The sequence below is a fragment of the Tumebacillus flagellatus genome (assembly GCF_000714935.1).
GTDB classification, from domain to species: Bacteria; Bacillota; Bacilli; order Tumebacillales; family Tumebacillaceae; genus Tumebacillus; species Tumebacillus flagellatus.
In genome coordinates this window covers 59,346-72,640 of the sequence record NZ_JMIR01000016.1, presented here as the reverse complement: position 1 = coordinate 72,640, position 13,295 = coordinate 59,346, and the positions used below count along the sequence as shown (strand labels likewise).

The 13,295-nt window shown below is 56.4% G+C and carries 12 protein-coding genes; all 12 read right to left on the bottom strand.

The features are described 5' to 3' along the window. Nucleotides 1-14 precede the first annotated feature (14 nt). The 12 genes from rimP to EL26_RS12110 all read right to left on the bottom strand — a co-directional run bounded on the left by rimP (nucleotide 15) and on the right by EL26_RS12110 (nucleotide 13,282). Nucleotides 15-476 carry a ribosome maturation factor RimP gene (gene rimP / locus EL26_RS12165; RefSeq protein WP_038088959.1) on the bottom strand — a complete coding sequence of 154 codons (462 nt, stop codon included), beginning with the start codon at nucleotides 474-476 and terminating at the stop codon, nucleotides 15-17. Between the two features lie 180 nt (nucleotides 477-656). Further along, a complete protein-coding gene (locus tag EL26_RS12160) occupies nucleotides 657-5,015 on the bottom strand; it encodes a PolC-type DNA polymerase III (protein ID WP_038088955.1) in 4,359 nt (1,452 codons plus the stop codon). Between the two features lie 213 nt (nucleotides 5,016-5,228). Beyond that, nucleotides 5,229-6,314 (bottom strand): flavodoxin-dependent (E)-4-hydroxy-3-methylbut-2-enyl-diphosphate synthase, encoded by a 1,086-nt coding sequence (ispG, locus tag EL26_RS12155; protein WP_038088951.1) that lies wholly within the window; start codon nucleotides 6,312-6,314, stop codon nucleotides 5,229-5,231. A 20-nt stretch (nucleotides 6,315-6,334) separates the two neighbouring features. Then, nucleotides 6,335-7,489 (bottom strand): 1-deoxy-D-xylulose-5-phosphate reductoisomerase, encoded by a 1,155-nt coding sequence (locus tag EL26_RS12150; protein ID WP_038088948.1) that lies wholly within the window; start codon nucleotides 7,487-7,489, stop codon nucleotides 6,335-6,337. 50 nt (nucleotides 7,490-7,539) lie between these two features. Continuing rightward, entirely contained in the window at nucleotides 7,540-8,358 is an 819-nt protein-coding gene (locus EL26_RS12145; protein ID WP_052036297.1) for a phosphatidate cytidylyltransferase, read from the bottom strand. A gap of 10 nt (nucleotides 8,359-8,368) precedes the next feature. Beyond that, nucleotides 8,369-9,142: an isoprenyl transferase gene (locus EL26_RS12140; protein WP_038088946.1), complete on the bottom strand. Its 774-nt coding sequence runs from the start codon at nucleotides 9,140-9,142 to the stop codon at nucleotides 8,369-8,371. Between the two features lie 57 nt (nucleotides 9,143-9,199). Beyond that, nucleotides 9,200-9,754, bottom strand: a complete 555-nt coding sequence (frr, locus tag EL26_RS12135; RefSeq protein WP_038088943.1) for a ribosome recycling factor — start codon at nucleotides 9,752-9,754, stop codon at nucleotides 9,200-9,202. Between the two features lie 8 nt (nucleotides 9,755-9,762). Then, nucleotides 9,763-10,482 carry a UMP kinase gene (pyrH, locus tag EL26_RS12130; RefSeq protein ID WP_038088940.1) on the bottom strand — a complete coding sequence of 240 codons (720 nt, stop codon included), beginning with the start codon at nucleotides 10,480-10,482 and terminating at the stop codon, nucleotides 9,763-9,765. Between the two features lie 101 nt (nucleotides 10,483-10,583). Then, nucleotides 10,584-11,237, bottom strand: coding sequence for a translation elongation factor Ts (tsf, locus tag EL26_RS12125; RefSeq protein ID WP_038088937.1), 654 nt, complete (start codon nucleotides 11,235-11,237; stop codon nucleotides 10,584-10,586). A gap of 113 nt (nucleotides 11,238-11,350) precedes the next feature. Continuing rightward, complete coding sequence (rpsB, locus tag EL26_RS12120; protein WP_038088933.1) at nucleotides 11,351-12,046, bottom strand: 30S ribosomal protein S2; 696 nt, start codon at nucleotides 12,044-12,046, stop codon at nucleotides 11,351-11,353. A gap of 211 nt (nucleotides 12,047-12,257) precedes the next feature. Then, complete coding sequence (locus EL26_RS12115) at nucleotides 12,258-12,740, bottom strand: MltG/YceG/YrrL family protein (RefSeq protein ID WP_038088929.1); 483 nt, start codon at nucleotides 12,738-12,740, stop codon at nucleotides 12,258-12,260. After that, nucleotides 12,740-13,282, bottom strand: a complete 543-nt coding sequence (locus EL26_RS12110; protein ID WP_038088925.1) for a DUF6115 domain-containing protein — start codon at nucleotides 13,280-13,282, stop codon at nucleotides 12,740-12,742. Before EL26_RS12110 ends, EL26_RS12115 begins: the two co-directional genes overlap by 1 nt. Between the last annotated feature and the right edge of the window lie 13 nt (nucleotides 13,283-13,295).

Here is a 13,295-nt window from a genome sequence, read left to right as displayed (position 1 = left end):
ACGCCGGCGTCCATTTAGAAGACGACAGCAAGACGAGCCGAGGCAATTCTCTCAGCTGGCAGGGTGACGGTCTTCTTGGCTTCGGTGATCGTCACTACATCACCGTCATAGCCGGAAAGCACCCCTTCGAACGTTTTCTGTCCATCCACCGGTTCGTACGTGGTTATGTATACTTGTTTGCCGATCGAACGCTCGAAATCGGCCGGCTTTTTCAACGGACGTTCTGCGCCCGGGCTGGAAACTTCCAGAAAGTAGCTGTCAGGAATCGGGTCCACTTCATCCAGCATGTCGGACAACTTTTCGCTGACACGGCTGCAGTCGTCGATGTCGACGCCCTCGGGCTTGTCGATAAACACGCGCAAGAACCAGTTGGCGCCTTCCTTCTTGTACTCTACGTCGACCAGTTCGAGACCCTCGCCTTCCACAATCGGGGCCGCGAGCTCTTCGACGATGTCGGTGACTTTGCGCTTGGTCATTTGTACCCTCCTTGTGTTTCATAAAACAGACGGTATTCGTGCGAGTAGTATTCCCACAAATTCCGTCTCGTGAAACACCTAGATAAACCGAAAGAGTGGGTTTCCCCACTCTTCATACGTACCGTATTCTACGTCTTACCCAAAGTATAGCATGGCTCACAATACTATGCAACCTGTGCCCTAGAACAGCGACAGTTGGTTGGTCTCCGGAAGTCCCACCAAACACTTGTGAGCTTCCAAAAGTTCAATCACGGTTTTCGACACGCGCGAACGCTCTTGCAAGTCTTGCACCGACAGGAATTCACCCTGTTTCGCCGCTTCCGCAATCGCCTTCGCCGCCGATTCCCCGCAGCCCGCCAATGCGCCAAACGGCGGGAGCAAACCGTTTTCTTCCTTAATAACTTGGAAACGGGTCGCGTTCGACTTGTAGAGATCGAGCGGCAGGAACTTAAACCCGCGCGAGGTCATCTCCAGCGCCATCTCCAAAACGGTGTGCAGCGCTTTTTCCTTCGGCGCGGCGTTGAAGCCTTTCGCCTCGATTTCTTCGATCTTGGCGTAGATGGCGTCATACCCCTTGCCCATGATCTCAAGGTCGAAATCGTCGGCGCGCACCGAGAAGTAGGTTGCGTAAAACTCCAGCGGATAGTGCACTTTGAAGTACGCAATCCGCACCGCCATCAAGACATACGCGGTGGCGTGCGCCTTCGGGAACATGTACTTGATCTGTTTGCAAGACCAAATGTACCAGTCCGGCACGTTGTTTTTCTTCATTTCTTCTTCCATTTCCGGGGTTAAGCCTTTGCCCTTCCGTACGCTCTCCATGATCTTGAAGGCGAACGACGGCTCCAGACCTGCGTAGATCAAGTAGACCATGATGTCGTCCCGGCAGCCGATGACGTCTTTCAGCTTGCAGATCTTGTCTTGGATCAGCTTCTGCGCGTTGTTCAGCCACACGTCCGTCCCGTGTGACAGACCGGAAATCTGCAGCAACTCGGAGAACGTCGACGGTTTGGTGTCTTCCAACATCTGGCGGACGAACTTCGTCCCGAACTCCGGAATGCCGTACGTGCCGGTCTTGGAGCGAATCTTCTGCGGCGTGACCGGGTTGTCCGGGTCGATCGTCAACGCGTCGGTGCCCGAGAACAGCGACATGACTTTGGGATCGGACGTCGGGATTTTTTTCGGGTCGAGACCCGTCAAGTCTTGGAGCATGCGGATGACCGTCGGGTCATCGTGCCCCAAAATATCGAGTTTCAGCAAGTTGTCGTGGATGGAGTGGAAGTCGAAGTGCGACGTGCGCCACTCGGCGTTTTTATCGTCCGCCGGGAACTGGATCGGGCAGAAGTCGTATACGTCCATGTAATCCGGCACGACGAGGATGCCGCCCGGATGCTGACCGGTGGTGCGCTTGATCCCGGTGCAGCCGTTGACGAGCCGCGCCATTTCCGCGTTGCGCAGCGTCCAGCCCTTCTCTTCGGCAAACTTCTTCACATAACCGAACGCGGTCTTCTCCGCAACCGTCGCGATCGTCCCGGCGCGATACACGTAATCGTCCCCGAACAGGACTTTGGTGTAGGCGTGGGCTTGCGCTTGGTATTCACCGGAGAAGTTCAAATCGATATCAGGGACTTTGTCGCCCTTAAACCCGAGGAAGGTTTCGAACGGAATGTCGTGTCCGTCCTTCTCGAACACAGTACCGCACTTCGGACAGTCCTTATCCGGCAAGTCAAAGCCGGAGCCGACGGAACCGTCCTCAATCCATTCGCTGTGCTTGCACTCCGGGTTCGGGCAGCGATAGTGCGGCTGCAACGGGTTGACCTCGGTGATCTCGGAGAACGTCGCGACCAGAGAGGAACCGACAGACCCCCGCGAACCGACGAGATAGCCGTCGGACAGTGATTTTTTTACAATCTTGGCGGAAATCAGGTAGATGACGGCGAACCCGTGAGTGATGATCGAGTTCAATTCCTTCTCCAGACGCTTCTCAACGATGTCCGGCAGCGGATTGCCGTAGAGCTCGTGCGCTTTTTCGTAGCACATCGTGCGAATCTCTTCGTCGGTGCCTTCGATCTTCGGCGTGTAGAGTTTGTCCGGGATCGGAGAGACGTCCTCGATCATGTCCGCGACTTTGTTGGTGTTGGTGATGACCACTTCGCGCGCCAGCTCCGGGCCGAGATACGAGAACGCCTCCAGCATCTCGTCGGTCGACATGAAGTAGAGCGGCGGTTGATCGTTGGCATCGCGATCGTTTTGCGCTTGCAAGAAGACTTGGCGGTAAATCGCGTCTTCCGGGTTCAAGAAGTGCACGTCCCCGGTGGCGACGACCGGCTTGTCCAACGCTTTACCGACTTCAATGATCATGCGGTGGTACTGCTGTACGGAATCAAGCGTCGAGATCGACTCGTTGCGAAGCAACGGCTTGTAGTGCAGCAAAGGCTGGATTTCGAGGTAGTCGTAAAACTCCGCGATCTCCATCAACTCTTCCTTGGTCTTCCCGCGCAAGATGCCGTCGAACAGCTCCCCCTGTTGGCAGGCAGTGCCGATGATCAATCCTTCGCGGTACTTGGCAATCAGCGATCTCGGAACGCGCGGCACGCGGAAGAAATACTTCGTGTGCGATTCCGAAACCAGCTTGTAGAGGTTCTTGAGCCCGGTCTTGTTCTGCACGAGAATCGTGGCGTGAAACGGGCGTTGGCGGGTGTAGTCGATCTCGCCGTCGTTCTCATTGAGCTTGGCGAGCGACTTAAAACCCTTCTCCACCATGTCTTTCAACATATATTGATAGATTTTCGCCAGCGCCACGGTGTCGTCGAGCGCCCGGTGGGCGTTCAGCAGATCGACTTCAAATTTCTTGGCGAGCGTCCCGAGGCGGTAGTTCTTCTCATGCGGGTACAGCTTGCGGGCGAGCGGCAGGGTGTCGAGGAACAGGTTGTCCCAATCTGCCATGCCGCTGCGTTTCGCGCAGGCGCGGATAAAGCCCAAGTCGAACTCCGCGTTGTGCGCGACGAGAATCGCGTCGCCGACGTAGTTTCGGAATTCCGGCAACACCTCGTCGATTTTGCGTTTGCCGCGCACCATGTCGTTGGTGATGTGCGTCAGTTCGGTGATCTTGGCGGAAATCGGCACGCCCGGGTCGATCAATTCCGTCCATTCCCCGACGATTTCGCGCCCCTTCATCTTGACGGCGGCGATCTCGATGATCGTGTTCTCCGCCGCGTTCAAACCGGTGGTCTCCGTGTCAAACACGACCCATTCGGTGTTCTCGTCGATCGTCACGTCGCGCCCGTTCAATTGCAGCACGATCGGCACGCCGTCGTCGACGACGTACGCTTCGAGGCCCAGGAGAGCTTTCATGTTGTTTTTCTTGGCGACCGAGTACGCTTCCGGGAACGACTGCACGACGCCGTGGTCGGTGATCGCAATCGCGGTGTGCCCCCACTTCGCCGCTTGCCCGATCAAGTCCTTGACGGGTGCCACGCCGTCGAGCGACGACATCGGCGTGTGCAGATGCAACTCGACGCGCTTCTCTTCCGACGTATCCTTGCGCGACGGCTTCGGCGTTTCCACCATGTCCTGAATCATCAGCACAAGTTCTTTGGCAAACGTGTCGAACTGCACCGTCCCGCGCACTTTCATGAACATGCCGTCCTTCAAGAGCTTCAGCACTTCCAGCTGCTTGTCCCCCTTGGAGAACGTCTTGCAGGAAATCGAGTCGGTGTTGTCGGTGATGTTGAACGTAAACAGCGTCCGTCCCGACGCCAGTTCCCGTGTTTCCACGGAAAAAATCCGGCCTTCCACCGTCACGCGGCGCATCTCGTCTTGCACCTGCTTCAGCGGCGTCGGCGCGTCGTCGATCGGGTGGCCGAGTTCCACTTTGTCAGGCGGCGGTCCGGCGTCGCCCTTCTTGCCATTGCCACCTCCCGCACCGCGGGTGGCTTCTTGCTTTTTTTCCTCTTCGACGGCAACGAACGCTTTTTGCCCTTCAAGGCGGTCTTCTTCTTGGATCAAGGAACGGAAGTTCTCCATGTCCTGCTCCAACTTCTTCTCATCGCGGAAAAACTGAACGGTCACGCTGAGGTCGAGAAACTCCCGCATCCATCGGGCGAGACTTTCATCGTACCCCTTCTGCTTGGCGCGCGCCGCGGTCGCGTCGGTGAGCATCGGAACGCGCAGGACGTCGCCTTCGAGTTGTAATCCGGACGGGTTCTTCAACTCGCCTTTGAGCACCACGTCGTCGCCGAGCACTTGATCGACCGCGTACACCCAGTAATCTTGAATGCAGCCAAACACATCCGGTTCCGGCTGCCCATATTGAAAACGAACGTCCACCTGGCGCGCATCCTCGCCAAAATACGCACGAAACGCCTCTTGCGCATGTGCGTACACCTGAAAAGGAACGCGCGCCGGCAAGTGCAGTTTCACGGCGACGGTGCGCTCGCGTTTGTTCACGACGGCCGGTCCCGCGAGTCTCGCGTCCGGGATGCCGGCCCGTTCTACAAATGCAGAGAGACTTTGCCCATTCACGTTGATCACACTCATAATGGGAAATCCCCTCCATCTTCCATAGAGTCTAGTTCTAGAATTCGAAATGATGACCGTACTATTTTAGCACAAGTCAAAACCGACCGCCTCCTGCGAAAGCGGTGTTTTTTCAAAGAAAACGAGATTAGTGACCGGTTTCGTAAAAAAAGAAACTGGACGGCAGCCTTCAGGCTTTTCATCCAGTTTCTTCGGCGTTGCGGACTGCACCGCTTATTCCAGCGATCCGGTCAATTCATACCGTTTCGCCATCGCGTCGATTTCTTTTTTCAGTTCGCTCACGAGGATGTCTTCCGGAATTTTGCGGACGATCTCTCCGTGTTTGAACAGCAAGCCTTCGTTGCGGGAACCGGCGATGCCGATGTCCGCTTCTCGAGCTTCCCCCGGGCCGTTGACGGCGCAACCGAGCACGGCGACTTTGATCGGGGCTTTGATGTTCGAAACATAGTCTTCGATCTCGTTGGCGATCGACACGAGGTCGATTTCGATGCGCCCGCAGGTCGGGCAGGAAATCAACGTGACGGCGTTCGACGCCAAGCCGAACGCTTTGAGCAGTTCGCGGCCGACTTTGATCTCTTCGACGACGTCTGCAGACAGCGAAACGCGCATCGTCGAACCGATTCCCTTCGCCAGCAACGCGCCGAGTCCGGCGGCGCTTTTGATCGAACCGGAGAACAGCGTGCCGGCTTCCGTGATACCCAAGTGCAACGGATAGCGGAACCGCTCCGCCGCGAGGGTGTACGCGTCGATGGCGAGCGGCACGTCGGACGCCTTCATCGAGATGATGATGTCCTCAAAGCCCAAGTCTTCGAGAATTCCGACATGGTACTCTGCCGATTCGAGCATCCCTTGCGCAGTCGGGTAGCCATACTTGTCGAGGATGTGCTTCTCCAGCGACCCGGCGTTGACGCCGATGCGGATCGGGATCTTGCGCTCCTGCGCCGCTTTGACGACTTCTTGGACTTTCTCGCGCTTGCCGATGTTGCCCGGGTTGATCCGGACTTTGTCGATGCCGTTTTCGATCGCTTTCAGCGCCAATTTGTAGTCAAAATGAATATCCGCAACCAGCGGGATGTGGATTTCGCGTTTGATTTGTTTGATCGCTTCGGCCGCTTCCATGTTGTTCACCGTGACGCGAACGATTTGGCAGCCCGCTTCTTCAAGACGGTGAATCTGTTCCACGGTCGCTTTGACATCGGCCGTTTTCGTCATCGTCATCGACTGCAGCACGACCGAGTCGGAACCGCCGATGGTGACGTTGCCCACGTTGACCGGGCGGGTTTCAGAACGATGGTACATTGGGGTACACGCTCCCGTTTTTACAGTTTTTGAGCGACTTCACGCGCGGTCGCCCGCGCCCAAGCGTCTGCCGAAAGGATATCTTCGAGACTCGGGTTGCCCAGCACGTCATGGCGCTCCATCACAGTTGCGTTGACGCGTTCGATGTCGAGAAACGAGATGCGCTCGTCTCGGAACAAGGCGTTTGCCACCTCGTTGGCTGCGTTCAACACAGCCGGCATCGAACCGCCGATCCGCCCTGCATCGTAAGCGTAGCGCAGGCACGGGAAGCGGTCAAGGTCTGGTGCACGGAAATGCAACGAGCTCGCTTCCAATAAATTCAAACGCTTATACTGTGCCGGCCGGCGGGTCGGATAGGTCAGCGCGTATTGAATCGGCACGCGCATGTCCGGCGCGCCCAACTGCGCCATGATCGAACCGTCCACAAACTCCACCAAGGAGTGCACAACGCTCTCCGGGTGCACGAGGACGTCGATTTGGTCATACGGCATGTCGAACAGCCAGTGCGCTTCAATCACTTCCAGACCCTTGTTCATCAGAGTCGCCGAGTCGATGGTGATCTTCGCCCCCATCGCCCAGTTCGGGTGGTTCAAAGCGTTTTGCAGCGTCGCCTGCGCCATCTCTTCGCGGGTTTTGTCGCGAAACGGTCCGCCGGAAGCGGTGACCAGTATGCGCTCCACATCCGAGCGGCGCTCACCGTTCAAGCACTGGAAGATCGCCGAATGCTCAGAATCCACCGGCAGCAGCGCACAGCCCTTATGCTTCGCCAAATCGGTGACGAGGTGCCCGGCTGCGACGAGCGTTTCTTTGTTGGCAAGCGCGATGTGCTTGCCTTTTTTCAACGCTTCCAGCGTCGGCAAGAGCCCGGCCGCGCCGACAACCGCCGTGACGACGACCTCGGCCGCCTCGTGCGTGGCGACGGCGACCAGTCCCTCCTGCCCGACCAGAACTTCGACAGACGAACCGAAGCGGCTCTTGACCGCTTGGGCTCCCTCTTCCGTCGCCACGCTGACCAACTCCGGGCGAAACTGTTCGATTTGCCGGCAGAGAAGATCGAGGTTGTTCCCGGCGGCGAGGGCGGCGACCCGGTATTCTTCCGGGTTGCCCGCGACGACGTCGAGCGTCGAGGTGCCGATGGAGCCTGTGGAGCCTAAAATTGTGATTGTACGAGACATGTCGTCACCTCATCCACTCCCTACTGAATCCATACGAATTCAGTACGAAATCATTGCGAAAGGATCAGCAGAATGCCGTAGTAGGCAATCGGTGCCGTAAACAAAAAGCTATCGAAACGGTCCAGCACACCGCCGTGACCGGGCAAGATCGTTCCCGAATCTTTGACGTCCAGCGCGCGTTTGAGCCCAGACTCCACGAAGTCGCCGAATTGACCGAACACCGACAAAAGCGCTGCCAGCAACATCCACGGCCCCATCGAGAAGCCCATCACTTGCGCGAAGATCAAACCGACCGCAAGCGCCCCCACGACGCCGCCGAGCGACCCGGAAACGGTCTTGTTCGGCGAGATCGCCGGCCAGAGTTTCGGGCCTTTGAGCGTGCGTCCGACGAAGTACGCGGCAGTGTCGGTCGTCCAGATCGTCAAGAGCACAAACAGAAAGTACGCAAGCCCTAACTGCTCGTTCGTACGCAAGAGCAAGGCCGAATGCAGCGTCAACCCGACATACAGCGTCCCCGCGAACAGATAGGTCATGTCTTGGAACGTAAATTTGTTTTTTGAGACCACGCTAACCGACAAAAACACAAACAGCGCAAGAAGCAACCACAGACTGGAAAGCGTATCGCCGGACGGCATCCACGTTCCGGCAAACGGCTGCAACAGCGAGCCGAGCAGCCACATCAACGTCACCACATAGCCAATCAGGGCAGGTCCGGAAAAAAGCGACCAGCCGCGCATGCGCACCAGTTCGCTGAATCCGACGACGGCCATCAACGCGATCAGCAGGGCAAACGGAAACCCGCCGTACCACACAGCGCCCAGAAAAATGGCGCCCCCGATGATTCCGGTCACTACTCGTTGACCCAACATAGGAATCCCCCTACTTCAGACCACCAAATCGACGCCCGCGGCCCTGGAAGGCGCGAATCGCTTGGAAGAAATGTTCTCTTGAAAAATCAGGCCAAAATACATCGGTAAACCAAAATTCCGTATACGCGGATTGCCACAGCAAAAAGTTGGACAGCCGCACTTCCCCGCTGGTGCGGATCAAGAGATCCGGGTCGGGCAGGCCGCGGGTCAACAAACGCTCCGCAATCGCCGCATCGTCGATCGCATCGACACTCAACCGACCCTCTTGCACGTCCTGCGCAATCTGTTTAACGGCTGCGACGATCTCCCGGCGCGACCCGTAGTTCAGCGCGATGTTCAAGATCATTCCCGTGTTGGCCTTGGTCTTCTCTTCCGCATCTTGCACCACGCGAGCCGTGTGCGACGGCAATCCTTCCGTTTCGCCGATGATGCGAATCTGGCAATTGCGGGCAATCAGTGTGTCAAGCTCCTTCGCCAGCCATTCTTCCGGCAAGCGCATCAAAAATTCAACTTCCTCGGTGGGGCGTTTCCAGTTCTCCGTGGAGAATGCGTACAACGTCAGCACCTTGATGCCGATGTCGTCAGCCGCCAAGGAGATTTCCTTGACTTTGTTCATCCCGGCACGGTGACCGGCGATGCGCGGCAGACCGCGTTTGCGAGCCCAACGTCCGTTGCCGTCCATGATGATGGCGACGTGGTTTGGCACAGCATCGGGAACAATCCCGTGCCCGTCCGTCTCTGGTTGCGGTTGTGAGCTAAATAGTCGCTTGAGTCGTTGCAGCATCGTGACTCCTCCACGTGAAAAATAACCCCCTTCGATACGAAGGGGGTCCGAAGGTCTTTACACTTCCATAATCTCCGCTTCTTTGGCAGAGAGCAGTTTGTCAATTTCCGCAATGGTCTTGTCCGTTGCAGCTTGGACTTTGTCCTGTTCGCGGCGAATTTCGTCTTCGGAGACTTCCTTCTCCAGCTTCTTCAGCGAGTCGTTGACGTCGCGGCGGATGTTGCGAACCGCCACGCGGCCGTCTTCCGCCAGACCCTTGACTTGCTTGACGAGGTCTTTGCGGCGCTGTTCGGTCAGAGCCGGGATGATCAAACGGATCACGTTGCCGTCGTTGGACGGGGTGATGCCGAGGTCCGACTTGGTGATCGCTTTGTCGATCGCCGCGAGGGAGCCTTTGTCCCACGGAGTGATGACGAGTTGGCGCGGTTCCGGAACGGAGACGTTTGCCAATTGGTTGATCGGCATCATGCTGCCGTAGTATTCGACTTGAACGCGGTCGAGCATCGACACGTTGGCACGGCCCGCGCGGATGGTGCTGAATTCACGCTTGACGTTGGACAGCGCTTTTTCCATGCGCTCGTCGAGCGACTTCATAATGTCTTGGATACTCATTGGTAGGTTCACCCCTCAACAGTTGTACCGATTTCTTCACCGATGATGGCACGCTTCATGTTGCCTTCAACGGTCATGTTGAACACGAGGATCCGAATGTTGTTATCCATGCAAAGCGAGATTGCCGTCGTGTCCATGACTTTCAGCCCTTTGTTCAGAACATCCATATACGTCAGATGTTCAAACTTCTTGGCATCCGGGACTTTCTTCGGGTCTGCGTCGTACACGCCGTCCACGTCGTTTTTCGCCATGAGGACTACTTGCGCCTCGATTTCCGCCGCACGAAGCGCAGCGGTGGTGTCGGTGGAGAAAAACGGGTTGCCGTTGCCTGCCGCAAAAATCACGACGCGGCCCTTCTCCAGATGTCGGATCGCACGGCGTCTTATGTAAGGTTCTGCTACTTGGCGCATCTCGATGGAAGTCTGCACGCGGGTGGAGACTCCTGCTTTCTCAAGAGCGTCTTGCAGCGCGAGCGCATTCAACACGGTCGCGAGCATTCCCATGTAATCCGCTTGTGCACGATCCATCCCTTGCGAGCTGCCGGAAACTCCGCGCCAGATGTTGCCGCCGCCGACGACGATGGCCACTTCCGTACCGAGTTCGACAATTTCGCGGATTTGATCTGCAACCGAGTTGATTACGGAGGCTTGGATGCCGTAGCCGGTATCACCGGACAGCGCTTCCCCGCTCAGCTTGAGAACGACACGTTTGTACTTCGGTTGAAGCATTGCCCATCCTCCAATACTCTAGTTTCTACATTGTTGTAAACATTCCTGCCGGAGCCTTAAAAAAAGGGAACACGGAAAGTGTTCCCTGTCAGGACCGGTCATTAGCCCTTGTTTACTTGGCTCATAACTTCTTCTACGAAGTTATCAACTTTCTTTTCGAGGCCTTCGCCCATTTCCCAACGGACGAAGCGACGGATGTTGATGTTCTCACCGATGGTCGCGATTTGCTCTTTGACCAGGGTTTCGATGGTTTTGTCCGGGTCTTTTACGAACTCTTGCTCGAGCAGGCAGTTCTCTTTGAAGTACTTGGAAACGCGGCCTTCGACCATTTTGTCGACGATGTTTGCCGGTTTGCCTTCGTTGAGAGCTTGCGCGCGCAGGATTTCTTTTTCGTGTTCGATGGTTTCTTGGGAAACCTCATCACGGGTCAGGAAGAGCGGTTTTGCAGCCGCGATGTGCATCGCGATGTCCTTGACGAAGTTGCGGAAGCCTTCGTTTTTCGCAACGAAGTCGGTTTCGCAGTTGACTTCGAGGAGGACGCCGATCTTGCCGCCTGCATGTATGTAGGATTCTACGATGCCTTCAGCCGCGATACGGCCGGATTTCTTCGCAGCAGCAGCCAGACCCTTTTCGCGAAGGAAGTCGATTGCTTTTTCGAGATCACCGTTGGTTTCAACAAGTGCTTTTTTGCAGTCCATCATGCCAGCGCCGGTGCGCTCGCGCAGTTCTTTTACAAGTGCAGCAGAAATGCTCATGTCTGTCGCCTCCTTGGTTACTATCATACCCATATTCGTGTATTCTGCATCATACAGATAAAAAGGGTGACTCAGGGTTCTACAACCCTAAGGTCACCCCCGGAACCACACAATTACGCGTTTTGTTCGCCTTGCTTGCCTTCCATGATCGCATCAGCGATTTTAGCGGTCAGCAGTTTGACAGCGCGGATTGCGTCGTCGTTGCCCGGAATCACGTAGTCGATTTCATCCGGATCGCAGTTGGTGTCGACGATTGCAACAATCGGGATACCCAGTTTGCGAGCTTCTGCAACAGCGATGCGCTCTTTGCGCGGGTCGATGATGAACAGAGCGCCCGGCAGAGACTTCATGCCTTTGATACCGCCGAGGAACTTCTCAAGGCGTTCCATTTCCTTCTTCAGAACGATAACTTCTTTCTTCGGAAGGACGTCGAAGGTACCGTCTTGCTCCATGGTCTCGAGCTTGGTCAGGCGGTCAATACGCTTTTGGATGGTGGAGAAGTTGGTCAGGGTACCGCCGAGCCAACGTTGGTTGACGAAGTACTGACCTACGCGCTCCGCTTCTTCCTTCACGGAGTCTTGCGCTTGTTTCTTGGTGCCCACGAAGAGAACCGTTTTGCCTTCTGCAGCCAGTTCACGTACAAAGTTGTACGCTTCCTCGACTTTTTTAACAGTCTTCTGCAGGTCAATGATGTAGATACCGTTACGTTCGGTGAAGATGTAGCGAGACATTTTCGGGTTCCAACGACGGGTTTGATGACCGAAGTGGACGCCTGCCTCCAGCAGTTGTTTCATGCTGATGATCGCCATAATCTTCAACCTCCTCTCAAAATGGTTTTTTCCTCCGTTGCCGTCCACCCTTCTCGACACTCATCCGTTGGGACAAGCACCTTCGAAAAAGTCGAGCAACGTGTGTTGTGTATTCACACCGGAAGTTAATATACCATACCGCCTGCTACTTGTGCAAGACTTCCCAACAAAAAAACAACCAAGCCGCGTGTGCCGAGGCTTTGGTTGTTTGTTATTGCTTCGGCGGTGTGGCGATCAACTTCAAAACGGCCGCCGGATCTCCCTTGAGCGGCAGGTCGTACACGCCCGCGCGAATCGGGTTTTGCGAGCTGCTGCGCAAGCTGATCAGCGCGTTGCCGTCCTCCAGCACCCCGGACGCTTGCAACAAACGGGCTACGTCTGTCGTGCCCATGCCGGGCTGGATGTAAACATGAACGGTCTTCGCAGACGCGGGTTGCGCAGCCAGTTCGTCCGCTTTCTGTTTGGCACCTTCCTCGCGGGCTTGCTGCAAACGCTTGTCGAGCTCGTCCTTCGCCAGCACTACCATCCCCGCTTTGTCCGCCTCTGCTTTCCAATCGGTCGAAGGCGTTTGTCCGTCAGCCGGAGCGGCGGGGGCGGACGATGATGCGGGAACGTACATGCTGCCGATGCCGAGCACCAAAGTGGCCGCGAGCACACCGGCTCCGAGACCTAAACTCAAGCTCCTGCTCTCCATCAGCGCGCTTCCTCCCGTTTCACGAGGCCGAGCACCAATTGAATCTCCCCGATGCCGATGCCGGTTTCGCGGGCGATTTGAGGCGGTGTGAGACCACGGTCAGACAGTTCGACGACCTTGGCGTATTTTTCGTTCACCAAAAAGCTCGGAGCTTTCGGTTCCGGAGCAGGCTCGGGTTCTGTCGGCGGTGTCTCCGTGCCGCCGGGTGCGGGAGTTGCAGGCAACATCGCTTGTGCGGCCGCTTTCTGTTCAACTTCTTGCAGGCGTTGCTCCAGCGCTTGGATGACGGACTGTTGCTCCGCCAACTTCGCTTGCGTTTCCCGCTCCAACGCTTTGAAGGTGTCAAGCGTGCGGTTGTTCTCCCGCTCCAATTCGTTCATGAACTCCTCAAACGTTTCCTTCAATTCCTGATCGACCGCCGCAGAAGGAACCGTGGAGGCTGGAACGACAGAAGACCCGGCGGAGGGAGACTTCGCGCGGGTCAGAGCGAACAAAACGATGACGACACCCACCAAAGCTACATAGAGATACAAGTGGCTCATGAATCGTCCTCGC